22 protein-coding genes and 1 other RNA gene are annotated in these 26,728 nt (G+C 58.9%); 6 read left to right on the plus strand and 17 right to left on the minus strand.

Translation table 11 applies throughout. The features are described from left to right. Nucleotides 1-271 precede the first annotated feature (271 nt). Both APR53_07105 and APR53_07295 read right to left on the minus strand, forming a co-directional pair. Nucleotides 272-1,090 (minus strand): hypothetical protein, encoded by an 819-nt coding sequence (locus tag APR53_07105; protein KQC05540.1) that lies wholly within the window; start codon nt 1,088-1,090, stop codon nt 272-274. A 190-nt stretch (nt 1,091-1,280) separates the two neighbouring features. Further along, nucleotides 1,281-1,581, minus strand: an RNA gene (locus APR53_07295) — archaeal RNase P. Nucleotides 1,582-1,615: 34 nt separating this feature from the next. Here APR53_07295 and APR53_07110 point away from each other — a divergent pair. The 5 genes from APR53_07110 (at nt 1,616) to APR53_07130 (ending at nt 7,617) form a co-directional block, all read left to right on the plus strand. Further along, the gene (locus tag APR53_07110) at nt 1,616-2,173 is read left to right on the plus strand and encodes a hypothetical protein (protein ID KQC05541.1); all 558 of its coding nucleotides are present in this window, start codon (nt 1,616-1,618) and stop codon (nt 2,171-2,173) included. A 4-nt stretch (nt 2,174-2,177) separates the two neighbouring features. Then, the gene (locus tag APR53_07115; GenBank protein ID KQC05542.1) at nt 2,178-3,638 is read left to right on the plus strand and encodes a 7-cyano-7-deazaguanine tRNA-ribosyltransferase; all 1,461 of its coding nucleotides are present in this window, start codon (nt 2,178-2,180) and stop codon (nt 3,636-3,638) included. Next, the gene (locus APR53_07120) at nt 3,625-5,271 is read left to right on the plus strand and encodes a pseudouridine synthase (GenBank protein KQC05543.1); all 1,647 of its coding nucleotides are present in this window, start codon (nt 3,625-3,627) and stop codon (nt 5,269-5,271) included. Before APR53_07115 ends, APR53_07120 begins: the two co-directional genes overlap by 14 nt. A gap of 160 nt (nt 5,272-5,431) precedes the next feature. Beyond that, nucleotides 5,432-6,277, plus strand: coding sequence for a dihydroorotate dehydrogenase (locus APR53_07125; GenBank protein ID KQC05573.1), 846 nt, complete (start codon nt 5,432-5,434; stop codon nt 6,275-6,277). Beyond that, nucleotides 6,274-7,617, plus strand: coding sequence for a dihydropyrimidine dehydrogenase (locus APR53_07130; GenBank protein KQC05544.1), 1,344 nt, complete (start codon nt 6,274-6,276; stop codon nt 7,615-7,617). Before APR53_07125 ends, APR53_07130 begins: the two co-directional genes overlap by 4 nt. Before the next feature lie 14 nt (nt 7,618-7,631). Here the strand turns inward: APR53_07130 and APR53_07135 are convergent, their stop codons facing one another. The 14 genes from APR53_07135 to purH all read right to left on the minus strand — a co-directional run bounded on the left by APR53_07135 (nt 7,632) and on the right by purH (nt 22,921). Beyond that, the gene (locus APR53_07135; protein KQC05545.1) at nt 7,632-7,871 is read right to left on the minus strand and encodes a hypothetical protein; all 240 of its coding nucleotides are present in this window, start codon (nt 7,869-7,871) and stop codon (nt 7,632-7,634) included. Nucleotides 7,872-7,911: 40 nt separating this feature from the next. Next, nucleotides 7,912-8,358 carry a GCN5 family acetyltransferase gene (locus APR53_07140; protein ID KQC05574.1) on the minus strand — a complete coding sequence of 149 codons (447 nt, stop codon included), beginning with the start codon at nt 8,356-8,358 and terminating at the stop codon, nt 7,912-7,914. Nucleotides 8,359-9,317: 959 nt separating this feature from the next. Beyond that, nucleotides 9,318-10,388 (minus strand): GHMP kinase, encoded by a 1,071-nt coding sequence (locus tag APR53_07145; protein KQC05546.1) that lies wholly within the window; start codon nt 10,386-10,388, stop codon nt 9,318-9,320. Between the two features lie 21 nt (nt 10,389-10,409). Beyond that, nucleotides 10,410-10,961 (minus strand): hypothetical protein, encoded by a 552-nt coding sequence (locus APR53_07150; protein ID KQC05547.1) that lies wholly within the window; start codon nt 10,959-10,961, stop codon nt 10,410-10,412. A gap of 82 nt (nt 10,962-11,043) precedes the next feature. Further along, nucleotides 11,044-11,748, minus strand: coding sequence for a glycosyl transferase (locus tag APR53_07155; GenBank protein KQC05548.1), 705 nt, complete (start codon nt 11,746-11,748; stop codon nt 11,044-11,046). Nucleotides 11,749-12,106: 358 nt separating this feature from the next. Beyond that, the gene (locus APR53_07160; protein KQC05549.1) at nt 12,107-13,105 is read right to left on the minus strand and encodes a glycosyl transferase family 1; all 999 of its coding nucleotides are present in this window, start codon (nt 13,103-13,105) and stop codon (nt 12,107-12,109) included. Next, entirely contained in the window at nt 13,102-14,412 is a 1,311-nt protein-coding gene (locus APR53_07165) for an FAD-dependent oxidoreductase (protein KQC05550.1), read from the minus strand. Before APR53_07165 ends, APR53_07160 begins: the two co-directional genes overlap by 4 nt. Before the next feature lie 55 nt (nt 14,413-14,467). Continuing rightward, nucleotides 14,468-15,985: a sodium:solute symporter gene (locus tag APR53_07170; GenBank protein ID KQC05551.1), complete on the minus strand. Its 1,518-nt coding sequence runs from the start codon at nt 15,983-15,985 to the stop codon at nt 14,468-14,470. Between the two features lie 172 nt (nt 15,986-16,157). Beyond that, a complete protein-coding gene (locus APR53_07175) occupies nt 16,158-16,661 on the minus strand; it encodes an acetolactate synthase (protein KQC05552.1) in 504 nt (167 codons plus the stop codon). Next, entirely contained in the window at nt 16,658-18,334 is a 1,677-nt protein-coding gene (locus APR53_07180; protein KQC05553.1) for an acetolactate synthase catalytic subunit, read from the minus strand. The genes APR53_07175 and APR53_07180 overlap by 4 nt, the downstream gene beginning before the upstream one ends. After that, a complete protein-coding gene (locus APR53_07185) occupies nt 18,306-19,814 on the minus strand; it encodes a 2-isopropylmalate synthase (GenBank protein KQC05554.1) in 1,509 nt (502 codons plus the stop codon). The genes APR53_07180 and APR53_07185 overlap by 29 nt, the downstream gene beginning before the upstream one ends. A 145-nt stretch (nt 19,815-19,959) precedes the next feature. Beyond that, nucleotides 19,960-20,607: a hypothetical protein gene (locus APR53_07190; protein ID KQC05555.1), complete on the minus strand. Its 648-nt coding sequence runs from the start codon at nt 20,605-20,607 to the stop codon at nt 19,960-19,962. Between the two features lie 149 nt (nt 20,608-20,756). Then, entirely contained in the window at nt 20,757-21,437 is a 681-nt protein-coding gene (locus APR53_07195) for a hypothetical protein (GenBank protein ID KQC05556.1), read from the minus strand. After that, a complete protein-coding gene (purH, locus tag APR53_07200; GenBank protein ID KQC05557.1) occupies nt 21,437-22,921 on the minus strand; it encodes a phosphoribosylaminoimidazolecarboxamide formyltransferase in 1,485 nt (494 codons plus the stop codon). The genes APR53_07195 and purH overlap by 1 nt, the downstream gene beginning before the upstream one ends. 173 nt (nt 22,922-23,094) lie before the next feature. On the opposite strand from purH, the gene APR53_07205 reads away from it, so the two are divergent. After that, nucleotides 23,095-23,850: a formate dehydrogenase family accessory protein FdhD gene (locus APR53_07205; protein KQC05575.1), complete on the plus strand. Its 756-nt coding sequence runs from the start codon at nt 23,095-23,097 to the stop codon at nt 23,848-23,850. A gap of 12 nt (nt 23,851-23,862) precedes the next feature. On the opposite strand, the gene APR53_07210 is transcribed toward APR53_07205, so the two are convergent. Next, nucleotides 23,863-26,490, minus strand: a complete 2,628-nt coding sequence (locus APR53_07210; protein KQC05558.1) for a phosphoadenosine phosphosulfate reductase — start codon at nt 26,488-26,490, stop codon at nt 23,863-23,865. Between the last annotated feature and the right edge of the window lie 238 nt (nt 26,491-26,728).

Here is a 26,728-nt window from a genome sequence, read left to right on the forward strand (position 1 = left end):
AGAGTGGATACAGGGACTCTTCAATTTTACATCACTTTGTGTACGCTACCTAATTCATTTGAAGCTTCAAATAATTTATGCACTATGAATGAATGATAAATTAATATGAGAAAACCTAATCAGGATCTGAAGAAAAAAGCTCTCAACAATAAGTCGGTTACTATGAATAAATGGATACGGTAACGGCTGAAAAAATGGGAGAGTTAGTCAATCTAAAAGAAACTTTAGAAATACAAAAAACATAGTCCGATTAAAATTTTGATAGGATTCCTTAAACCAAGTTAACCACAGGGATATTTTGATATGGGTACCCAACTTTTTTAAGATATGATTCATATTTTTCTTTGGATAAGTAAAGCTTTGAAAAAATATCTAAAATAAGGTTAGTTTGCCAAATCCACCACATTGCTTTTTTTCTATCAAGATCTTCCTTAATTGTAGCTGCGATAGTAGACATTTCTAAAGGATCTATCCAAGAGGGAGAAATTCTTCCACTTTCAATATCTTTTCTAATTTTTCCCATATTTATTATAAATTTTTCTGGATTGAATTCCTCACCTTCATTTTGGGTTTTGATTTTCCAAATCGGGATTTTTAAATTTTTTCCAATTATTTCCTCAAGTTTATAGTGAGCATAGCTATTCCGTATTTCTCGATTGAATTTTTTTAAAATTAAAATATCCTGATATTCCATCAAATTTTTCGATTCAACATGTTTAATGGCTTGACCAAATGTTGCTTGGGGAATAGATTTTCCAGAATTTATCAAAATTATCTCTTTCACTACTGCTTCGAAAAGTTGGCCTAATAAGAGCAAACCGGCATTATAATATCCAAACGCTATGCAAAAAAAGGCTTCATTGTATATTAGATATATATTTAATTCGCCGATATCAATCATAGATGCTAAATCGGGCATACAAATCAGATTGATGATTAGTTTTTCATTTGAGCCTTGGTTTATTGTTTGAATTAGATTAATTAGTTCAGGATTCAACCCTAACAATAAATCAGGTTCTTTAGTAGGATTTGATAATGAAAAAAATTTTCCATTTTCAAAGTACCCTCCCTTATACAAGTCCAATTTCATAAGTTAGTGATGTTTCAATTAATTGATATTATTTATTAAAAAAGAACGCCATTTTCAATTTCAATGTCTACTCGTATCTAATTATCATCGAGGTTCAAAAATTACAAGATAACTATAACCCGCCAATCAAGTGCGAAGGATCGAATTCAAACCAAAAACATCCAAACAGGAATGATCAAAAACCAAAGCGGAGTGGGAGGAGTAAGCCCCCTTTTGTTCATTGCGGCATTCAGCTAAGCGCCATACCCGGGCGGACACCGACCTGTCCCTATGCCCTGTTCTGGCTTGCACCCGCAGGGGTTCACCGTTCCAACGAATCCCTTCCGTCGCCGCTCAGCGGTCGTCCGCATCATCGCTCGGGAAGGGCCGTGTCGTTTCTGTGCCAGAGCCGTGACTCTCGCCACCCGCACTTGCGTGCGGCTGCGTGGCCGGTAGGTGGGGGGACTTTCCTCAGCGGCATTGCTGCCACCGTCGGCCGCACTCTCCCTCTCCTATTATATTTCACGGGCGCGATATTTACGTGTAATGGAGCTGTTGTCCGAGGAGGAGGGAAGGGATGCGGTGCGGCTCGCACGCCGGACGCTCGAGGAGCGTATCGGCGGAGGGAATGCACCCCAGCCGCCGTCGGGAGCGGTGTTTGCGGACCGGCGCGGGGTGTTCGTGACGCTGACGATCGGAGGAGATCTCCGCGGGTGCATCGGCTACCCGTACCCGGTGCTTCCGCTCGGTGAAGCGGTGCGCGAAGCGGCGATTGCAGCGGCGACCGGCGATCCGAGGTTTCCTCCCGTCACGGCAGCCGAACTCCCGGAAATCACCATCGAGGTCACCGTGCTGACGGTGCCCGCCCCGCTGAACGGTGAGCCCGAAGACCGGGCCGCAGGAGTCATCCCGGGCCGGCACGGGCTTATCGTCTCCGGACGGGGGGCGGGCGGGCTTCTCCTTCCCCAGGTCGCAACCGAATACGGGTGGGACGCGGCGACCTTTCTCGACCATACCTGCCGGAAAGCGGGCCTTCCCCCGGGCTGCTGGCGCAGAAGCGACATCGACGTACTGACCTTTGAGGGGCAGATATTCCACGAATGATACCATGGCTATCAATTTCGAAGTACTACACAAGGACATCGCCGGACGGTGCGGAAAGCTGCGGGTCGGGCCGAAGACGGTGAAGACCCCGGTGCTGCTGCCGGTGATCAACCCGCATATCCCGCTCATCACACCGAAGGAGATGCAGAGGATGGGCGTCGAGGCGCTGATCACAAATGCATATATTTTCTACAAGAGCACTCGGTTCCGCGACGCCGCCCTTGAATCGGGCCTCCACGCCGTGCTGGACTTCGACGGCGTCATCATGACCGATTCAGGCGCCTTCCAGCAGTCGGTCTACGGCGACGTGGAGATTACGAACACCGAGACCGTGGCGTTCCAGCGGGCGATCGGCAGCGAGATCATCGTGCCGATGGACATCGCGACACCGCCGGGCGCCGAGTATCCGGTTGCCCGGGCCGAGCTTGATCTCACGATGGAGAGGATACGCGAAGCGCTGACCGTCGTTGACGATGGCCATCTCGCCGCCCCGGTGCAGGGCGGACGGTTCACCGACCTTCGGGAAGATGCCGGCAGGCGGGTGCGGGATCTCGGCGTCACCTTCTGTCCCGTCGGAGCGGTCGTCCCGCTCATGGAGAGCTACCGGTACCGGGAGCTCGTCGACGTCGTGCTCGCGGCAAAACAGGGCCTCTCTCCCTCTTCCTGCGTCCACCTCTTCGGAGCGGGCCACCCCTCCATGCTCGCGCTTGCCGCGGCGATGGGGTGCGATGTCTTTGATTCCGCCGCCTATGCCCTCTACGCCCGGGAAGGCCGGTACATGACGACGCACGGCAGCCTGAAAATCGGCGAACTCGCAGAGCTCCCCTGCGCCTGCGAGGTCTGCCGCAGCCATACCGCACGCGAACTCGGGGACTCGCCGGATCGCGAACGCCTGCTCGCTCTCCACAATCTGCACGTAACCCTCGCGGAAATCGCCCGCATCCGCCAGTCGATCCAGGACGGAACCCTCTGGGAACTTGTGGACGAGCGATGCCGGAACCATCCCCGCCTGTTGTCCGGCTACCGCCGGCTGCTTGCCCGCGCACCCGGCCTCGAGGCACAGGACCGCGTTTCGAAACGCCGGTTTTTCTATCGCGGCAGCGAGAGCTGCGGGCGGACCGAGGTGATCCGGTACCATCGGACGGCGGACCGGATTCCGGTTGGAAAACGGGTCATGATCGCCTGCACGGAACAGGACGCCCCGCCGGGAGAGGGGTTCGACACGGTGCTCCGGTTCAAACCGCCCTTCGGCCCCTATCCTCCCGAACTTGCCGAGACCTATCCTGTCGGGCAGAGCGAAATTCCCGAATGGGACGCGGATATGGTGAGGGCGGGATGCGCCGGCATACGAAGCCTTGTCGCGGCGAACCCCGGCTCGGCATTTACGGTCGTCACCGGAGAATCGTGGCTGCCGGTTTTCGAAGAGGAGCTCGGGACTACGGGGGTGCGGTTTGGCACGATATGATATCCGTCACCGGGACGGAATGGCACGGGCGGGGGTGTTTTACGGGGCGGGGGAGCCGCTCTCTCTCCCGGCGGCAATCGATGCGGAAGAGCGGTTTTCCGACCTGGCCCTGCTGAAGCACTCACATGTGCCTCTGTCGGCTCCCCCCGCGTTTGTCGAAGCGTACCTTCCCGGCTATGAGACGGTCGTGGCGGTGCATCCCCGCTCCTCCCGCACCGCCTCGTCGGGCGACGTGGTGATGATCGGGAACTGGCACACGGCACTCGCCCAGCCCCGGCAGTACATCCGCTGGCTGCAGGACCTGAAAGGGCGGGTGCCGCCTGACACCGTCTGGTACGCGCCCGCATCGGCCCTCCCGTCGGGTGTTGCGTTTCTCATCTTTTCGGGACTGGATCTCTTCGATTTCACCGCGGTCGACCTGATGACCGCCCGGGATCTCTACTGCACGCCGGAGGGTGAGTTTCCGGCGGAGGAGTGGCTCGCGGGCGGCGGCTGCCCGTGTCCCGGGTGTGCGGCGGGCGATCTCGGCCTGCATAACCGGCTCGCTCTCGTCCGTGAGATTGCCGTTTCGACGCGGTTCCTCGCACGGGGGCAGCTCAGGGAATTCATCGAGAGGCGCTGCCGGGCGCACGCACCCTTCGTCGCAGCGCTCCGCCTCTTCGACGTCGAATACGACTTCACGGAACCCTCGACTCCGATCGTGCGCACGGCGCCGTTTCTGGCGCACACCGCAGAGTCCCTCCGGCGGCCGGAAGTGCGGAGATTTGCGGATCGCGTGACCGGGCGCTATGTCCCGTACCGGACAGATGTTGCGGTCATTCTGCCCTGCTCCGCGAGAAAGCCGTACTCCGGGTCCCGGAGTCACCACCTGTTGAAAGCGGCGATACGCGACCGGGCCCACGAGCTGATCATGACCTCGCCTCTGGGCCTCGTGCCCCGCGAGCTGGAGCGTCTCTACCCCGCGGCGCATTACGACATCCCGGTCACCGGATACTGGGATCGCGAAGAGCGGGAATTCATCGCGGCAACGCTGGCCGCATATCTCGGGCGCCACCGGTACCGGCGGGTGCTCGCACACGTGGAGGGAGGAAGCCTCGATATCGTTGCCGACGCAGCCGCCCGGTGCGGCACGGAGATCGAGTGTACCTGCCGCGGGCATCCGACCGATGCCGCTTCTCTCGATGCGCTCGGTGCCGCTCTCGAGGGCGAGCGGAGAAAAGTTCCCGACATCATCCGCGGGTGCGTTTCATGGCAGTTCGGAGCGGACATCGATACCCGCGGCCTCATGCTGAAAGGCAAATGGATGAACCAGAAGGTTGTGCGGGGAAAAGAACAGCTCTTCAGCCTTGATCCGGCCACCGGACTCCTCCGCCCTACGTTCGGGGGCTGGGACCTGATTCCGGAAGGATATCGCATTAAAATCGATAATTTCGTACCGAAAGGTGACGTTCTCGCCCCGGGCATCGTGGATGCCGACCCCGCCATCCGCGAAGGCGACGAAGTGCTTATCACCGGCGATCTGGCCGTCGCCACCGGCCGCGCCGTCATGGGCGCCCGGGAGATGCTGGAAAGCTCCTACGGTGTCGCTGCAAAAGTGAGAAAGGTGCACAAATTCGCCCCTGAGGGCCCGTAATCCTGTCAGGCGGTGTTTGCCGGGTAATCCCCGACTGAAACATCTTTATTCTTTCACCCCGAATAATTCGACAGAATTCATATGAATCCCGTTCGGTGCGAGAGGGCGGCGGGAATGCGCCCGGCCACAGCGGCAGTGTGATTTTTTTGGAGTGAACCCGGTGTATAGTATCGAAAAGGCGGCGGAAATTGCCGATAATATTTTTGAATTCTGGATCCATGCGCCTCATGTTGCCCGTCATGCACGTGCAGGCCAGTTCCTGGTACTGAGAATCGATGAGCACGGGGAACGCATCCCCCTGACGATCTCCGCAGCGCAGGGAGACTCTGTCCGTATCGTTTTTATGGCGGTGGGAAAAACGACGACCCAGCTCGCCGCGATGTCGCCGGGAGACTCAATTCGTGACGTTGCCGGCCCCCTTGGCCGCCCCTCGGAGACAGGGAAATGGGGGACCTGCGTCGTGATTGGCGGAGGTGTCGGAATCGCCTGCACCCCCATTATCGCCCGTGAGCTCAAAGAGGCCGGCAATACCGTCATCGGCATTATCGGAGCCAGAAATGCCGGGCTTCTCCTGCTGGAAGACGAGATGCGGGAGGCCTGCGACGAACTGGTCGTCTGCACCGACGACGGCAGCAGGGGCTTCCACGGATTTCCGGCAGATATTCTGAAGGAACGGCTCTCCACGCAGGCAATCGATGCCATCTGGATTGTCGGTCCGGCGATAATGATGAAGATCACGTCGGGCGTTTCCCGCCCCTTCGGCGTCAAGACATTTGTTTCCTTAAACCCGATCATGGTGGACGGGACCGGAATGTGCGGCTCCTGCCGGGTGACCGTCGGCGGCGAGACGCGGTTTGCCTGCGTTGACGGACCGGAATTCGACGCACATGAGGTCGATTTCGACGAGCTGATGCAGCGGCAGCGAATCTACGTTGATTCCGAGCGGCAGGCGCTCGAACACTATCACGAGCACCGGTGCCGGTGCGGCGGAGAGGGGCACGAATGAGCAAACGGCCGGCTGATGAGCGGCTCCGCGATTTCGGTGAAGTTGACCTGGGTCTTTCGGAAGAGGAAGCGGTCGCCGAGGCAGAGCGGTGCCTGCAGTGCAAAAAGCCTGCCTGCGTCGGAGGATGCCCCGTCTGCATCGACATACCGGGTTTTATTGCCGCCGTGGCGGAACGGGACTTCCGCCGGGCGGCGGCAGTTCTCAGGGACCAGAATATGCTCCCTGCGATATGCGGCCGTGTCTGCCCGCAGGAGTCGCAGTGCGAGGGCGTCTGCATCCTCGGCATCAAATCTGAACCGGTGCGCATCGGTGCGCTGGAGCGGTTCGTTGCCGACCGAGAAAGGGAAGAGGGGATTGTCCTGCCTGCCGTCGCTCCTCCGACGGGAAAACGCGTCGCCATTATCGGTTCCGGCCCTGCCGGAATAACCGCCGCCGCGGAATGTGCACGGGCGGGTCATGCGGTGACGATCTTCGAATCCCTGCATGAGGCCGGGGGTGTCCTGACCTACGGGATACCCGCCTTCCGTCTTCCGAAAGATATCGTCGGCCGTGAGATCGAGGAGGTGCTTGCCCTCGGCGCCGATTTGCACCTGAACCACCTTGCCGGGAGGAGTGTGCCGGTCGAGGAGATCCTCGCCTATGATGCGGTCTTCCTCGCCACCGGTGCGGGACTTCCCTCCTTCATGGGGATCGAAGGGGAGCAGCTGGGCGGCGTGTATTCGGCAAACGAGTTTCTCACCCGGGTCAACCTGATGCATGCCGACCGGTTCCCCGAATTCGATACGCCGGTGGTGCGGGGAAGCCGTGTGGCGGTGATCGGCGGCGGCAACGTGGCGATGGATGCCGCACGGGTCGCCCGCCGTCTCGGGGCGAAGGTCTCGCTGATCTACCGGCGGAGAGAGGATGATTTCCCTGCCCGGCAGGCCGAGGTCGCCAATGCCCGCGAAGAGGGCGTCGAATTCATATGCTGTGCAAATCCCGTCCGGATCCTCGGCGGCCCTGCCGTGACCGGCATCGAATGCGTGCGGATGGAGATGCAGCACCCGGATACGAGCGGACGCCCGACACCGATTCCGGTCGAGGAGAGTGCGTTTACGCTCGATGTCGACGTCGTCATCGAAGCGATCGGGCAGGGCCCCAACCCGCTGCTGGTCAGCCTGATTCCCGGGCTTCTCAGGGGGAAGAGAGGCAATGTCGTCGTGAGCGAAGACGGAGCGACATCGGTGCCCCGCGTCTTTGCCGGAGGCGATGTCGCCACCGGTGCCGCCACCGTCATCTCGGCCATGGGTGCCGCCAAGCAGGCCGCCCGCTCGATCAATGCACTGCTGGAAAAACAATAATTTTTTTAAAAACGTCAGCCGAGCAGCGCTTCGATTTTCTCGATCAGTTCACGGTTTCCGAGCGCATGATCCAGCATCGGGAATTCCGCAACGAGCGCCATCGGTTTGAGAACCGCCACCGGCTCCTCCTCACCGTCAGCCGGCGCAAAGTCCGGCTGCACCTTCCGCGTCGAGCCGTCCCGGTAGACGGCGAGATTTCCGTATCCCTGTGCGTCCCACAATTCCCTGATGATTTTTTTTATATCAAATGCCATGATTACCGTCAGCCATATTCGGGAGGCCATGCGAAAAGGCTTACGGCATGCGTTTCATCGGGCGGACATTCGTGCCTTCCAGTTCACCGAGGGAGAAAGCAAAGCGGTCCCGGATTGTCGGAGGGAGTTCGCTCTCGGGAATCGGGACGAACCCGAATGTCCGGTAAAACGCCACGAGCTCCAGTGTCGAATGCATGTACAGAACATCGGAACCGCATGCATCCACCAGCGCCCGGACCGCTTTCCGGGCATACCCCCGGTCCCGGAACTCGTCGGGTACGAACACGCCGTCCACCTCGAGACCGTCGGGATGCCGCCTGCATCGGGCAACCGCGGAGAGTGTGTCCTCGATGAAAACCCCGAAAATCCGATCCGTGGCGGGATCCGTCTTCTGGCCGTGGTAATGCTCCCAGATCTCCTCGACCAGCGGAAACTCGTCGTGCCGGAGTTCCCTGACATCGATGCAGAGGATGATGCGGGGGAACATGACCCATACCGGCCTCTGTACCGACTGGGCTATCTCGGCGGCAGTGCTCCCGATGGGGATGTTCGTCGTATAGTCCTGTTTTCCATATCGCGCCATGAATATCAGGGACACGTCTTCGTCCTCGGCAACATCGGCGATCTCTTCCGCCGGATTCCCGAACCTGATGATGAGCTGCACTGTCGGTATGGTCTTTTTGAGGTCCTTCTCCAGCGTATGCAGGGCGTGTTCGGCGTGGGAAATCCGGAGACGGAGTTCTTCCCGGTTCTCCGCGCTCCGAATGATATGGAGAAGGACGAGATGCTTAATCCCGGGAAGGGAGGCGGCGACCGTAACGGCCTCGGCCGAGGGGCGTGAAAAGTCAACGGGGCAGAGCACTTTTGTGCAGAGATGCCCGGCAGAAGGCATCGGCTCCGTTCCTTCCGGTGTGGCGTATTTCATAATGAGCACATCGGTCACGGCCTTGTGCAGGATGTCGGCGGAAACACTGCCGAGGAAGAGTCCTTCTATAAAGCCCCGCCCATGCGCCCCCATCGCAATCAGGGACGGCTCCTCCTCGCGCGCCACGGCGAGAATCGTACGGCCCGTCTGATCCCTGTCGGCCCGTTCCATGCGGATCGTCACGGTTTTCCCGCGGCTTTCGAGATCCCGTTTCTGCTGTTTGAGGAGAGTTTCCGCCGCCTGGTATTCGGAAGCCGCGGATCTGCCGGACAGAAGGGACGAGAGTGATGCATGAGGGCTCTGTACATGGAGGAGGACGATCTCCCCGGGTATTCGCATATCCCCGATACACCGGACTGTCCGGTCTGCATCGGGTGAAAAATCCGTTGGCAGGAGTATTTTTCTAAACATCGTATTCCTTTCGCTCGTAGTCCCGCTCGTGCTCCGTGTGTGCCGGGAGGGGTGGCCGGAGAGTGGTATCCCTCCCGTTTTCGGGCCGTAACGGAAAGGTTACTGCAGGATCACATTCTGATCTGCATTCCCTCGTTGTCGACATATGTCCGGAGCGCAAGGGTAAGGCCCATTGGGGTGAGTATCTCCCTTATCTCCGGTTCGCTCCGCGCGGTGACTATTGCAATTGACGGGCCGACCGAACTCATCCCGACAAACTCCAGGCCGGCATCCCGAAGGCGGCTCATCAGGTGGTATATCTCGAAACTGTGGTGCTCGACTTCGGCACGTTTTGAGCCCCTGAATTCGATTTCCCAGATAATATTGCCCATCTGTGCGACATCTCCCCTGAACAGCGCCGGAATGAAATCCATGAGAATCAGGTATGCCTTGAGTTCACGATCCCGGTAGTCAAGGGTCCGTGCCCTGTTCATGAGCAGATCAAATTCATGCTCGCCGGCGGAGGAGACATCGGTGGGCGGAATAACGATATACACATTTTTTTCGGGAGCAAACGGGTGATGGCAGGCCAGGGCAAGCTCGTCACCCATCACCGCCATGCCGCCGAACGTCGCCGCAGCAGGCCCGACACCGGTTTCAAACCCGTGGGTCACCCTCCCGTCGGCAGTCTCCTCGACATAATTTTTACCGATAAGCATGCGGATCTCCTCCGCACTGAGCGGGGATCCGACAGCTATGTTCATCCCGTGCACCACCGAGACGAGGATTGAACCGGTCGAACCGAGTCCGACATGCTTATGCTCGTGATCCCGGGCAACAATGCGGAATCCGCCTGTATATCCGACGGCTTTTTTAAATACTTCGACGAAATGCCGGATGATCGGTTCGCGTGAATAGTCGATCAGAACCTCCGATTCCGTACAGGTGACGTCGGCCGAACAGTATACCTGAATTGCAAATCCTATTCCGCCACCGCCCGGATGATCGGGTGCGAAACGGTTCATGTCAAGGACACTGAGGTGGATCCGGGCCGGTGTCGTGACGGTGACCGTCCCCTTCCGGGGTGCGAGAGTATATATCTTCCCCGGTGCCGGCGTCCAGATCTCTTCCCCGGGAAAAAACGGATTGAACTCGTATTCGACGAGATCAAGGTCGCCGCCCCGGATTTTAAGCGTAGGCATGGATAATTCTCCGTAAATGTGCTAATGTGCTCGGTCAAAGTAAATATTCTTTCCCGAAACCCTGAGCGGGATGGCGAATGCAACGGAACAGCCCTCGAGCCATCCGAGGCGGAGTGCGCCGACTCCTCCCGAGTACATGACGCGGTTGTCGACGTTATGGATGGAAGCGGTCTTGACCGCAGAGCCGACGGCGATTCCGAGGTCAGCCATACGGAGAACGCAGTTGGGACCGCCAAAGGTGTTTTCGCCGGTCGTGGGATACCGGTATGCCTCGCTCATCTCCTGGCACGTGGGATATCCGCATCCGCCGCAGTTCAGGCCCAGCACTTCCCCGCCCCGTGCGCCGATGATAACGCAGGCATCACTGTTGGCGACATTCTCCGCATCACGCAGAAAAAAGCCGATTTCGTACTGTTTCCCATGGGCCCGCATCTCGTCGGCGAGCACGCCCAGCCGGTCGCGGCCGATAACGGTGATCACAAGGACATCCGTTCCCTTCGATTTCGGTGCCGTCCGGGCGGAAAGCGCCATCAGCGAGGCAACCGTCCCTACTGCGTCTTCTTCGACGGTCATGCTGTGTAGTATGTCCTTTCCCTTTATAGGAATGACCGTCCCTGCCGGCACCGGGGCGATGGGGTCCGCCCTGCGCAGGATGTTATTTGTACCGGCGTTTGGAATACGAAACCTTTCCCGAATCTCCGCCCTGTGCAACGATATAAACCCATTCGTACAGCGATTTGAGTGTCCCGAACTGCTCGTACCGCCGCATCGAAAACTGCACCCGCATCCTCGGATTCAGCATGACATTCCCGATTTTCCGCATCCGCTGGGCAATCTCGAGGTCGTCTCCCGCATCGATGCACCGGTACATCCCTGCCGCATGGAATGCCTCGCGGTCAAATGCCGTGTTGCAGCCGAGTGTATAATAGAGGGTCCGTGTGTGATACCCGATTCGCGAGAAGGTGTTGGCGCACCCGAGGGATAGCCGGTGTTTCATCCCTTCCTCGCGGGGATACACCGTGCCGTAGAGCTGCACGAGATCGTCGTGCCTCGAAAACGAGTCGTGGATAACCGAGAGCCATTCGGGAGGGATGATGCAGTCGGCGTCGGTCGTGGCGACAATCTCTCCGCGGGCAATGGTAAAACCGTCGTTCCGCGCACCTCCCACCTTTTTGCTTGTCTGGATGATGACGCGGTCCGCAAGCGATTCGGCTCTCTCACGGGTCCTGTCCTGTGAATTACCGTCCACGACGATAATCTCGACGTCATCTTCGGAGAAGGTCTGCCTTCGGAGTGACTCCAGACAGTGCTCGATGTTTTTTTCTTCGTTATAGGTCGGGATAACAACAGAAATCGTCATGGCAGTGGTCTCGGGGATGTAATCGTCTCTCGGGTTGAATGCGGCGTGGCATTATCCCTGCCGGGATTCGGGCACGCCGTGTGTGTGAATCATGTTGATGGGACGCCTACATAAGGGTTATCCTCATAAAAACGGACAACCACGGCCTGCAAGACGCCGGCCTTCCGGTTGCATCTCAGCTCTCCCTCACCCAGGCAAGATAATCGAGGGCTATCAGCGCCAGCAGGCAGACGACGCCGAAAATGATGAGCGGGGTTTCGGTACCGAAGAGATGAAAGCCTGTCAGTACCGCACCGATCCCTGCCCCCGTGAAGAGTGCGATTGCGATATGGATTCTCCGGATGCGGTGAATAAGGCGTCACTCCGGCGTAATGCCCTTTACCTGTCCCGTGAGAGCGCGGTACAGGTCGACGTGGCGTTCTGCAATTCCGCGGATATCGAACCTCTCGGTGGCGGCACGGGCACGTTCTCCGTACTGCCGGTGAGAGAGGGGATCGGCGAGGAGTGCGGATATTCCGTCGGGATCGGAAAAGTACATCAGGTCATCCCCAAAAATTTCACGGAATTCGGGAATGTCGCGGGCGATGACCGGAAGCCCGGACGAGAGAGCCTCGAGGATGACGAGCCCGAACGTCTCGGCATAGGACGGCATGCAGAAGATGTCGGCGGCGCTGTAGGCGTCCCGGATGTCGGGTACGAACCCGGTGAAGATCATGTTGGGCCCTGCAGCGCGTTTTGTCCGCTGGATCGTATAATATTCCTTCGAAAAGATCCCATAGGGAAATCCGCCGACCCAGACCCAGGTGATATCGGGATGCCTCTGTGCGCACGCCATGATGTCGTATATCCCCTTTCTCGGTGTCTGCTGGGCAACGGTCAGCACGACAAGCGCATCGCCGGGAATCCCGTACTCTTCCCTGAACGACTGCCTGCGCTCCGTATCGTGGATAAAAAAATCCCGGTCGACGCCGTTTGGAATGAGCGTGGTGGGGACGCCGGGCACCAGTGCCTCGACCTCTCTCCTGCAGGATTCGGAGATTGTCACGATGTGGTCAAAGGATCCGTAGATACGGGGATACTGCCGGTTGATGAACCTGCTGAACGCTATATTGTTTTCATTGACCCGGGGTGTCGAGTGGGCGGTCAGGACCGATATCCCGTTGTGCCGCTTTTTGTGGAAGAGGGCAAACGGCCCGAAGGTATGGTAATGCACGAGGTCGAACGGCCCGCCACTGTCATTATAGGCAATGTCGATATCGGTCCGCTTCCCGAGCGAGCGGAACAGGGATCGTGCGGCTGTCGCACACCCGATATACTTGAAAAAAAGCATGTCTTCGACGAAGAAATTCACCTTCATGCACGGCCCCGCACGAAGTCGATGGCATGCCTGATGCACCCGTCCATATTCAGGTATTCGAATTCCGAGAATCGCCCGACGAGATCGATCTCCCGCTCCGCGAAGTAATCGCGGACTGTCCGGATGGTCTCCTGGTATGCGAGGTCGTAGACGACATACGCATAGGTCTGGTGCACGACCTTCGTGAAGGCCACGTCCTCCTCTGCGGCAATTCCCATGAGAGCGAGGCCTTTCAGGGCATGAGCGGCTATCTCCCCGTCGGTCATCCGGGAGATCGCATCGCCGTCATTGTAGGTGATCTCGACAAGGATGGAGGAGTGCCCTTCCGGCGCTACGCGGGTGCTGAAATTCGAGGGGAACGAGACCCGGTTGAAGGCACCGAGATCGTTTTCGGGCACATAAAGCCACGAGTACGGCGGCACCTCTCCCCGGACGCCGACGCAGACGCAGCAGAGCGAGTTGTACTTCAGGTCCGCCACGGCCCGGGCAACCGTCTCCGGCACACCGGAGAGAGCGGGGAGCAGGGCCTGAAGCGGGATGGTTGAGATGCATCGGTCCGCCCGCACGGCCTCCGCCCCGTCCGAGATCAGGAACCCCGTTTCGTCGCGGGAGACGGACCGCACCGTATACCCCGTCTTCACGCGATCTCCGAGCGGTCTGGCGAGTGCGCGGACAAGGGCCTCGATCCCGCCGGTCTCCGGGTACGAAAAACGGGACTGGTGGGTATAGCCCTCCGTCTCGATCCCGATTGCCGAGCGGATCACATCCTCGACGGGGGGGCGGGGAATACGCCCGTCCACCCAGTGAAGGCTCATCCGGTCGACGGGAAAGTTCCAGATCTTTTCATTGTAGGGGATCATATACGTCTCGGCGATGCCTCTGCCGAACGTGTAGTAAATCCAGTCGCGGAACGTTTCGGGTGGCGGGAGTTCTCCCTTTTCAACCGCGATGAGCGTTTTGACGAATTCATTGATGCAGAAGAAACAGTCTTCCCGGGGCAGCTCGTGGAGCCCGTTTTCAAACGGGTACTTGACATACCGTCCTTTATAGAAGATTTTCGTATTCCTGTCCCTCTCTCCGCGGTTCTCCCCGAGAGCATCGTGCATCAGGGAGAGGGCACCGGTATCGCGGCTGAAAATGATGTGGGACCCGCCGATGTCAAAGGTGAAGCCCGATTCGGTTATCGACCGGCAGAGACCGCCCGCCTCCGCTTCCTTTTCAAGGACCACGACCTCATGCCCGTCCTCAAGAAGCAGGTTTGCTAGGGTAATTCCAGTCAGTCCGCCGCCGAGTATTGCCCATTTCACGGTGAATAGGTTAGTTGCCTGATTTTTAAATAGATGCTGGAGGAAAAAAAGGGGTTCAACGGGACTGGATAAACCATCCCGTCCGCGTCCGGTCAAGGGTCTCCTCGCCGTTCTTCGGGGTGACGAGGCTCACCGCCACCATCACGACGAAGGAGATGACGAGGGCATACATGCTGAAATGGACCGGAAGGGCCTCGACATACTGGTGCCAGTACCCGAAGGCTCCTGCGGAAAGAAGTCCTGCGGCCATGCTCGCAATCGCTCCCGCCGTCGTTGCTGACCTCCAGTACAGTCCGGCGAGGAGCGGTACGGCAAAGGTGGCAAGCATCACGCCGATGCCCATCCATATCAGCCATGCCAGCATTTCGGGCGGATTGACGGCAAGAATCAGCGTGCCCGCAGCGGCAACGACGACGGCGATTTTACTTACGAGCAGCACTTCACGGTCGCTCGCCGCGGGCCGGAGGATATTGCGGTACACATCCCAGCCGAACATCGTGCCGACCGTCAGCATCAGCCGATCGGTGGTCGACATCACGGCGGCAAGCACGATGACGGCGAATATCGCCCACACGAAAATGTTCGGCGAAGCCGCCTGCACACCGTAGACGAAGATGAAGTCCTGTGCGTTCACGGTTTCCGGGAGCACGATCTGCCCTTCCTCGACGAGAACACGGCCGGCAAATCCGGCAAACTTGACGAGAAACATCACAACCGCGTAGATCCCGAAGGCGATCACCGGCGACCACCGGAAGAACTTCGCCTCCCGCGCCGCGAGTACGTTGTTGATGACGTGCGGGGCACAGGCGAGCCCGATGATGAGCAGCAGTCCGAAGGATACCAGGAATTCCGGCGTGAACGCCGGGGCGCCGGAGGGGAGATACGGCTGGATGAAGGCCGGGTTCACGGTACCGAGCACCTCATTTACGTGGGTCAACCCTCCTGCACGCAGGATGACGAGCGGGGCCATGACGATCACACCGAAGATCAGAATGGCCCCCTGAAACAGGGTCGTCCACGAAACGGCGTACAATCCCCCGATCGTCGTGTAGAGGGTTATCACCGCGCCGGCAATCAGGAGTGCCTGCCAGTGGGGGATCTCGAAGAGCCAGACAAGGATGATGCTGATTGCCGTATACTGGCCCACGAGATAGATAAGGGAGACGATGATCCCCGCCACCGCACTGAGCCCCCGCAGGGCACGCGGACTCTCGAACCGGTGGGCGAAATAATCCTGCACCGTCATATACCCTTCGGATTTGCCGACGCTGTTGAGTTTCACCCCGAAGACGATGATGGCGAATGCCGCCGAGAGGGGGACAAAGATCTGCTCCCATATCGTCGGCCACCCGGCAGCGTACCCGAGTCCGCTCACGCCGAGCAGGGTCATGCCGCTGCAGATGGACGCGACAATCAGGATCGTAAAGACCCAGAATCCGAGCGATCTGCCCGCAAGGATATAGTCCTCCGTATTGTGGATCTTCTTCGACGCCCAGCTCCCGATAGCGATAAGAACAACGCAGTAGAAGACAAGGACGCCGAGCGTGACAGGGCCTGCCGCCATATCAGACATCCTCCCGGAAGAGGAGTCCCCAGAGGATCAGCAGGAAAAATGAGAGGGCAACTGCCCCCCCGACCAAAAGAACCGTGTTATCAGGTAGACCGAACATTATACCATGTTATATGTTAGCATGGCGCGTATTAACATGACGGTTTTTGCCTTTTCGCGTCCCGAACGGTAACCGTTACTTTTCGCTGGCCACGGTCTTCGCACCCCGGAGGATAGCGACCCGTCCGGTGCGCACCAGTTCCTTGATGCCGTACTGCCTGAGGAGCTTTTCGAGCGCATCGATCTTGTCCGTGTTTCCGGTCACCTCGAGCACGATGGTTCTGGTCCCCACGTCGATTATCTTTGCCCGGAAGATGCTCGCAATCTGCATGATCTCCGCGCGGGTGGATCCCGCCTCCGCATTGACCTTGATGAGCGCGAGTTCACGGGCCACGTGGTCGTGGTACGTGATGTCTGATACCTTGATGATATCGATGAGCTTGTTGAGCTGTTTTTTCACCTGTTCGAGGTGCGCATCATCCCCGATCACCACAATCGTGATACGGGAGCTATTCGGCTCCTCGCAGGTGCCAACGGCAAGGCTCTCGATATTGAAGCCGCGGCGGGAAAACAGCCCTGCAACACGGGACAGGACGCCTGCCTTGTTTTCGACCAGCACGCTGAGCGTATGCGTTTTCATTGCTGGTGCCCCCCGATCATTTCATTGATGGCCGCACCGGCGGGCACCATCGGAAACACGTTTTCCTCCCTCTCTATCCTGAAGTCCAGCACGAAGGGCCCGTCGTGTGCGATCGCGGCCTCGAGTGCGGGCCGGACATCCGCTGCGCTGTCCACCCGCATTCCCCTGATGCCGTACGCCTCCGCAATCTTTACGAATTCGATGGACGGCAGCTCGGTGTAGGAGTACCGGCGGTCGTAGAAGAGCTCCTGCCACTGCCGGACCATTCCCAGGTACATGTTATTGAGAATGGCAACCTTGACCGGAATGTCATACTGCGCGATGGTGCCGAACTCCTGGATATTCATCTGGATGCTGCCATCACCGGCGATGTCGAAGACGGTCTTCTCCGGACAGGCCACCTGCGCTCCCATGGCTGCCGGAAGCCCGTATCCCATGGTGCCGAGCCCCCCCGAGGTCAGCCACGTGCGGGGCTGTCTGAAGCAGAAATACTGCGCCGTCCACATCTGGTTCTGCCCGACTTCGCTCACGACAATGCCGTTTCCGTCCAGCAGGCTGCTGAGTTCCTGGATAACGAACTGCGGGTGCAAAAGCCCGTCGTCGCGGTATTTCAGGGGATGCTTCTCCTTCCAGGTCCGGATACGTGCGAGCCACGCGCTGTTCGACTCCCGTTTCTCGAGCAGGTGGAGCATGTCACGGAGAACCCCCTTCGCGTCCCCGACGATCGGGATCGTGACAGGCTTGTTCTTGCCGATTTCAGCGGGATCGATGTCGATGTGGATGACTTTCGCGTGGGGCGCGAAGGTCTCGATCCTGCCGGTGACGCGGTCGTCGAAGCGGACCCCGATGGCGAGCAGGAGGTCGCACTCCGTGATGGCGTAGTTCGCATACTCGGTACCGTGCATTCCGAGCATGCCGAGATTGAGCGGGTGATCGCACGGGATGGCGCCGATACCCATGAGGGTGGTCGTCACCGGGAGGCCGAACCGCTCGGCAAGTTCGAGGAGTTCGCACGACGCCTCCGATTCGATCACACCGCCTCCCGCATAGATGACGGGCCGCTCCGCTTCGCGCAGCAGTCCGATCGCCTTTTCGATCTGCCGTGCGTGCCCGCGGTAGGTGGGCTGGTACCCCCTCAGAACCACAGGGCCCGGCTCCTCCTCCGGAGCGGACAGCTGGCTTGTATTCACATCCTTCGGGAGATCGATGAGCACCGGCCCTTTTCGTCCGGTGCCTGCGATGTAGAACGCCTCCTTCACGACGCGTGAGATCTCGGACACGTCCTTGACAAGGTAATTGTGTTTCGTGACCGGTATCGTGATGCCCGTGATGTCCGACTCCTGAAAGGCATCGTTCCCCAGCATCGACGTGGGCACCTGCCCGGTGATGGCAACGATCGGGATGGAGTCCATGTATGCCGTTGCAAGTCCTGTCACCAGGTTGCACGCACCCGGGCCGGAGGTCGCGAGGCAGACACCGGTCTTCCCGCTTGCCCGGGCAAATCCGTCGGCTGCGTGGACGGCGGCCTGCTCGTGGCGTACAAGGATATGCTGAATTGACGAGTCGTAAAGTTCATCGTAAATGGGGAGTACCGACCCCCCGGGGTATCCGAAAATGGTATTCACCCCTTCCCGCTGCAGACTTTCAATCAGTATCCTTGCTCCGGTTTTCATTGTCTTCCCTCAGTAATCTGTTCATTCCGGCGATAACCGCCTCAACACTTGCGGCGATAATGTCCGTTCGCGCACCGCGCGAGGTAAGTATCTTTCCGTCTTTCCTCAATTTAACTGTTACATCGACCATGGCATCCGTTCCGCCGGTGATGGCATCGACATGATAGTCCTCAAGCCGGATGTCCCCGACTTCGGCGACCGATTTCTGGAGTGCCATGAGCGAGGCGTCCACCGGACCCGTCCCGGTCGATGCGCCCGTCACTTCCTTGCCGTGCACGAGAAGCGTGACCGAGGCGGTGGGAACGACATTGCTGCCGCTCACGACGGTGAACTGCCGCATCGAAAGGACCGGTTTGCATTCGAGCATCAGGACCGCGTCGGCGATGGCCATCAGGTCGGCATCGGTGATGCGATGCCCCTCATCGCCCATCTTCTTAATTCGCCGCACCATCTCCTGCAGCTGCGAGGCATCGAAGGTATACCCCATTTCCTGAAGTGCCGCTTCGACCGATGCCGAACCCGAGTGCTTTCCGAGCACGATTCTTCTCCGTCTTCCCACCATTTCAGGAGGAATCGGCTCATATGTCCGTGCATCCTTCAGGACGCCGTGGGCGTGGATGCCGCTTTCGTGGGTGAACGACATGGCGCCGACAATCGGTTTGTTGGTCGGCAGTTCGACTCCGGTAATCCTTGAAACCATCGCCGCAAGGTGGTAGATTTCCTGGGTTTTGATACCTGTCCGGACATCGTAGAGGATCTCAAGGGACATCACCAGCTCCTCGAGCGCCGTGTTTCCCGCACGTTCGCCCAGACCGTTTACGGTGACGTGAGCACAGGAAGCCCCGGCTTTGAGGGCGGCCATGGTGTTTGCCAGGGCAAAGCCGAGGTCGTCATGGCAGTGGATGCTGAGCGGTGCGATGCAGAGCGGCGGAATGATCCCGGCGATCCGCTCCGGCGTTAAAAGCCCGACCGTGTCGCAGAAGCAGAGCCGGTCGGCACCATGCGAAATTCCCTGCGAAAAGATATCGAAGAGGAACGCCTGGTCCGCACGCGATGAATCTTCTCCGCTCAGTTCGACGATAAGGCCGCGTTCCTTGGCATACCCGACCGCATCGAGAGCCATGGCGAGAATCTCCTCGCGGCTCTTACGCATTTTCCTCTGTATGTGCAGGTCGCTGACCGGCACGACGAGATGGATGGAATCCGCCCCGGCATCCGCTGCAAGATCGATATCATGATGGAGTGCCCGGACATAGGTGCAGCATTCTGCGGAAAGTCCGGCGTCCGCGATCAGGCGTATCGCCTCGCGTTCACCGTCGGATGCGGCGGCTGAACCGGCCTCGACGACATGCACGCCGATATCTGAAAGGGCGGCGGCAATCTCTAATTTTTCCGCGGGTGTCAGGGAGACGCCCGGCGTCTGTTCACCATCCCGAAGGGTGGTGTCAAAAAAACGTAGCTTATCGGATAATAAAGCAATCCCTCATAGGATTTGTCACCCATTACTATTCCGGGGCCGGCATATTTATATTTTGCCGACGGGAGGGAGGCCCGTTCCCGATATGTCCGGGCGGATTGCATGGCGGGGACCGCAATCCCTGAACGGTTTCGATAAAAAAAGAGGGTTATGCCGTGCCGGCACTGTCGTACAGCAGGGAGATGTATCGCGAACCGAAGATGTAGAAGGCCGGGTAGAGGATGAATATGAGCAGCCAGCCGATGACGGGAATGAGGCCGAGGATAAAGGAGATTACCGCAAGGACGATGTAGAGCACGATAAGTGCGATGATGTAGGTGACCCAGCCGATCTGTCCGATGGTATCGAGGATCGCGCTGAAGTTGAATGCCTCGCCGATGCTGTCGGTACGGGCGAGCCGCACAAGTCCGATGACTGCAATGAGGCTGATAATGAGCGCCAGAACAGCGGCGACAAGGAACCCGAGCCCTGCCGCTCCCATCGCTGCCATCGCGACACCCGGATCCTGCGATGCCATGCCGAGTACTGATCCGCCGGCAACGAGGAACATGACGATCATGACCGGAATCATGTAGATGAATTCCACTATGATTACTTTGATCCCGTCGATGAACATCCCGACCCAGTCGTCAATCTCCGGGGCGGGTGTCGTTCCTTTCAGTACCTTCAGCATATAGCCGAGGATCAGGGGAAATATGATCACGCTGATGATGAGGAGGATCCACTTCACCCATTTATCCATGAGCCCTTCTTTCGTATACTCAAGGGAATCACTTAACATTGCTCCGATTTCCATTCAAATCACCTTAATTATGAATATACATCCGTAGACATATTTGTATTTAAAGTTTATCCATAAAAAGCGGCAAAATGAAGTTATTTTCGATATTACCAACCGTTTTCGTTGGCTATACCCGAACGGAGGAGCATGAGCGCACCCGCACGTCATTCTCCTGATTCGTAGACCCGGGTGACAAACCGTGCGGAAAAAATGCCCCAGGCCGGCATGAGCAGAAATCCGGCGATCCAGCCGATCACCGGCACGCCGCTGACCCAGACGGAGATGCCGAACCAGACCAGTGATGCGAACCAGAGAACGGTGAGTGCGATAAGATACTCCCGCCAGCCAATCCGGCCGATATGGCCGAGGATGGCACCAATCTGAAATGCATCCCTTATGCGCCGTGTCCGGGCAAACCGTACCACCGCGAGCGTCAGAACCAGCCAGATGGCGAGGACGAGAAGAAGGACAAGAATCAGCCCCGATCCCGTTATGGCAACCGCCCCTGCGATTGCCTGCGGATCGAGGGATGCGACGGCGGATGCGGCGGAGGGCCAGATCAGCACGCCCAGCACCGCTGCGAAGAGCACAACCGGGAGCGAGTACGCGATCGTGATGACAAGCACTCTGATGCCGTCGAGGAAGAGGCGGGGCCATCCCCTGATATCGGGAGCCGGGTCAGCCCCCCGGTAGATTTCAAGAGTATAGCCGGTGAAAACCGGAAAAACAATCGAAGCGATGGTGAGCAGGATCCATCGCTCCCACTGTTCCCAGAGAGCTTCCCGTGTATACAGGAGCGATTCCCTCAGCGTTTCAATTATATCCATGCAGACCGGAGCAGGCACTAATGCCGGAAATACCGGATCCCGGTAAATATCATCGCCACGTCGAGCCGGTTCGCGGCGGCAATCACTTCGGCGTCACGGATGGAGCCGCCCGGCTGGACGAGGGCCGTCGCACCCGCTTCGGCAGCGACTTCAAGAGTGTCCGGGAACGGGAGAAATGCATCCGACGCAACGGCGGATCCTTTCAGGGATCCGGATGCCTTCCGGATGGCGATCTTCGCGGCATCCACGCGGCTCATCTGCCCGGCACCGATACCCAGGGTTGCCGTTTCATTTGCAAAGATGATCGTGTTGCTTTTCGTATGCTTGCAGACCTTCCATGCAAGCTGCATCGCCCGGAGTTCGGCAGCCTCCGGTTCGCGCTCGCTGACAACCTGCCACTGCTCCTGGTAGGGCGGAATCCGCTGGACCAGTGCACCGCCGTCGATTGTCCGGATCGCATCGCCCCCTGCCACGGGGGGAAGCTCCAGCACCCGCATGGCCTCTTTTTTTCGCATGGCGGTGCGTGCCGCGTCGGAAAACGACGGGGCGACGATGACCTCGACAAAGGTCGAGCAGAGTTCCTCCGCTACCGCCGTATCCACGGGGCGGTTCAGTGCCACGACCGATCCGTAGGCGGATACCGGATCCACCTCGCGGGCGGCGACATACGCGGCATGGGGCGTCTCTCCGAGGGCGACACCGCAGGGATTGTTGTGCTTGACGATGACGGCGGCGGGGTCTTCGAATTCGCGGACGAGCCCCACGGCGGCGTGCACATCGAGGTAGTTATTGTAGGACATCTGCTTGCCCTGCAGCGGTACCTGGGCGGCGATGCCCGCCGTGCCGTACACGGCCGCCTGCTGGTGCGGATTCTCGCCGTACCGCAGCACCCGGCCGTTTTCGAACTGGACCGTCAGGACGTCGGGAAACGGTGTGTCGATGCCGTGAAGGTAATTGCTGATCGCAGCGTCATATGCAGCCGTTCTCGCAAATGCCTTCCGGGCGAGCTGCAGCCGCTCCTCCGGGGTGAAGCCTCCGCGTCCGAGGGCGTCCCCGACAATCCCGTAATCGGCCGGATCCACGACGACCGCCACATCGGAGTAGTTCTTCGCGGCTGCCCGGATCATTGCAGGGCCGCCGATATCGATGTATTCGACCAGCTCTGCGAGGGGCAGGCCCCGTGCCGCCATCGATTCGAACGGATAGAGGTTCACGACCAGCAGATCGATACCCTCGATGCCGTGCGCCTGCATGACCGCATCGTCAATGCCGCGGCGCCCGAGCAGGCCGCCATGGATCTTCGGGTGCAGGGTCTTGACGCGCCCGTCCATCATCTCCGGCGAGCCGGTATATGCGGACACTTCGGTATAGTCGATTTTCTCCTCGCGGAGGAGAGTTCCGGTTCCTCCTGAGCTGAGAATCGAAACGCCGTGATCACGGAGGGTCGCTGCCAGACCGGTTATCCCCGTCTTATCCCACACAGAGAGGAGTGCCCTTTTCATAGCCTCAGATATGCACGCGGATCTACTATTATATTTGCCACGCCAATCACGTATACACGCATTCATCCGGATACCGCCCGGGGTTCGCCCTCCGGGGAAATCCGGACATGCCGCACCGCACCGGGGGGACGCGGCATGTGCACGAATCGCCCGAGACCCGCGTGAGAGGCCCTATGTTCCGGAAAATACCCTGTATCCGCATCGACGGCAGCCGCCGGAAACCATCGGAATGCAATGCCGCGGAAGAGATGGTGCTCGCCCTCTTCGTCAACGGAAGGCATACGATGACCGCGACGGTAAGCCCGGGCGGGCTTCGCGAGTTCGCGGCCGGGTACCTCTTTACCGAGCAGATCATCGCCGGCGCCGGCGAGATCGAATCGATCCGTGAAGAAACAAACCGGATCAGCGTGCTGACGACAAACCCGTTCAGAACCGCCGGTGCCAAAAAGACCGTTCTCTCCGGCTGCGGGGGAAGCACGTCCTATATCGACACGGCGAAACTGCCCATAATCCCCCCGGGTTTTTCCCTGTCTGCTGCGGCAGTCACTGGTTTTATGGAAGAGGCGATACCTCGGGCGACAGGCCGGATCCACACGGCGGCACTCGCCGATGCCGGCGGGATCGTCACGCGGGCGGAGGACATCGGGCGGCATAACGCCCTTGACCGGGTGATCGGGCACGGAGTCCTGAGCGGTGTCGACTTTGAAACGACCTGTGCCCTCTGTTCGGGAGTTATCTCGTCGGAAATGGTGCGAAAATGCCTTGCCGCACGGATTCCCGTGATTGCTTCGAGGGCTGACGCCACTACCCTTGCGGCCGATATCGCCCGGAAAACCGGCCTGTGCGTCATCGGGTGCGTTTCCGGGGGCGGGATGGCAGTGTACGCGAATCCGGAACGTCTCAATGGCAGTACGCCTTCGCCCGAATGACCGGGGGATCGGTCAGATCCCGCGGGAGCTCTCGCCGACAGCGGCGATGAGCAGATCGATCTCATCATCCGTGGTATACAGCGCACAACTGGCACGCACCGTTCCGTCGTGGAGGGAGAGGTAGTCCATGAGCGGCTGGCAGCAGTGGAACCCCGACCGTACGAGAATGTCCGCATTCTCATCGAGCATCCGGGCAATCTCATGCGGGTGGAGGCCGTCGAGCGTGAATGAGACGACGCCTATACGCGATTCCGGTCGGTCCGGGGCATAGACGGTAACCCTGTCCAGTGCCTTCAGTCCGTTGATGAGCCGGGTCGCAAGGCGCTCTTCGTGCCGCCGTACGGCGTCCATGCCGATTCCGCGGAGGTAATCCGCCGCGGCACCGAGCCCGATCCCTCCCGCGATGTTGGGCGTGCCCGCCTCGTACTTCCCGTAGCCCTCCACTGCCGTATACCCGTCAGCCGTGACGGTTTCGACCATTCCACCGCCCAGAATGACGGGTTCGAGCACCGGCTCCCGCATCCAGAGGATGCCTGTCCCGGTAGGTCCGAGCATCTTGTGGCCCGATGCACAGAGGAAGTCGCAGCCGAGCTTTTTCACGTCCACCGGCATATGCGGGAGCGACTGCGCCGCATCGACGAGCAGGAGCGCCCCGTGGTCATGGCAGATGCGGGCGATCTCGGGAACGGGAGTGATCACCCCGAGAGCGTTGGAGGCATGGGTCACGGTCACGAGGCGGACGGGTTGTGCGAGGGCCGCTTCCAGCATGGCAAGGTCGGGGGAGAAGCCGTCTCCCAGGCCGATGACCTCAAGGCCGACACCCTGCCGGGACAGTGCACGCCATGGGAGCAGGTTGGAATGGTGTTCGAGGATCGTGGTAACCACACGGTCGCCGGCATTCCACGCGAGACCGCCGGCAACCATGTTGATCGCCTCGGTGGTGTTTTTTGTAAAGACGGTGACGCCGTTCTCTCCGCCGATGAATTCCGCCACTTTTTCATGGGCGTGCCAGTAGCGCTGCGAAGCGATCCGGGTGAACCGGTGGACTCCCCGTCCGACATTGGCCCGGTACCGGTGCTCGAACTCGACATATGCCAAAACGACCGGTTCGGGCGAAAAACTCGTCGCGGCATTGTCGAGATAGATCACGTCGCCGAGGATGGGGAAGTCCTTTCGCACATTTTCCGGAGCGAACGCTGTGGTATCTTCGACCTGCCGGGACGGCTCCGGCGCCTGTTCCGGGGCGGTCCCGGAAGCGGTCTCCCGTTCCGGCACAGGCTCGGTACGGAGGGAATAATCCTCGTTCACGAAAATCCCTTTTTCCCGGCACAATTCGCGCATCTTCGGCGGCAGCGCCCGCCACCGCCAGAGCCCCCACGCACAGTACGCATCGGGCAGTCCCTTTTTTGCGGCCCAGCGCTCGAGGAACTCATCCCAGCGGCGTGCGAATTCCGGGTGAAGGATCCAGATCATCTCGTACTCGCTTTCGAGCACCGCAGGGCAGAGGTAGCAGCCGATTCGTTCGAGCCCCTTCTCGTAGAGCGGATTAATCGGAAGCTCCTGCCACCAGATATAAAGGAATACCTCGAGCGCCCGCCAGTTCCGGATCGGAGAGATATTCAACTGAAGCGGGTTTGCCGGATTCTGGCTTGTTTCATCAAGGTCTGCACGGTTCCACGATTCGTACCAGCGGTTGCCCTGTACGGTGACGCACGGGCCGATGCCGGAGAGGTAGATCTTCAGAGGATGGAGCTTCAAGAGCTTGCAGCACCACCGGTGGTCCTTCCCCGGCGGGCCGGCCTTTTCCACGGCCTGCCAGAAATCGCCCGCCTTCCTGATAATATCAACACCCTGCGACGCCACAAAATCGACCGTTTCGGGAAACTCGATTCCGGTGTCGATAAAAAATGCCTGCGTCACTCCGGCTTTCCGGGCGAGGTGAAGGACGGCGGTGCTGTCCTTGCCGCCGGAGAACGAGACGTTCGTTACGGGCCGGTCGGTCATGTGTTTTTTAATCGTGCGGATGGCGTTGCGCTCGAGATTTTTCAGGTGATAGCGGTTTCGCTCTATCGCCATATCCCAGCCGGGATCCGGGCGCGTCCGGGGTTCAACCTGCACAATCTCCTTCACCCTGACATGCCCGTCCCGGACAGTCCCGGTCCCGAAGCGGTTCTTATAGCGCACGATAACCGTTCCGTCAGGCACCGGTGTTTCGAGGCGGAACCGTTTTCCGCCGATACGCCGCTGATCGCCGGTGATGCCGAGATCGACGATGCCCCTCGTCGCATGGGCGATGACGTACGGCAGCGCCCCGGCCGCGATATCAAGGTGAAACATCCTCCCGACGGGATCAAAGGAGAGCAAACCGAACCGTTCGCCATGTATAATCACGTTATCGGCGCGATCAAGCCCGCCTGTCTTGTTCAGGAGCATGATACGCGGCAGGGGAATGTCACCGAAACGTTCGTGAACAAGCCTCCGGATGAGCTCCCTGTCCGCAGCCAGTGCCGGCCGCACATCGTAGGGCTGGAGCAGCCTGATCTCCCTGCTTTCCGACCCGCAGGCACAACTGCGCCCGATGAGGGGAACGTTGCACGTATCGCACCAGTAGAGGATTTTTTTGACGGCCGGTTCGCGCATTTCAGGAGAATACTATATCGCTGCAGGCAATAAGGAAATCCTTTGAGGCGGTACCGTACCCGGTTGAAGACTCAGAAGCGCGGCATCTTCGGAAAGAAGAAGCGCACGTTTCCCGGAAGCGGCACTCCCATGCCGTGGAAAAACCGGTAATATGACGTATATGATGCCGTTTGTGAACCGAAAGCCTATAAAATAGTAATTTAGCTCAATATTGCGACTATAATGTAAATTTAAATCC

Source organism: Methanoculleus sp. SDB, from assembly GCA_001412355.1.
Lineage (GTDB): Archaea > Halobacteriota > Methanomicrobia > Methanomicrobiales > Methanomicrobiaceae > LKUD01.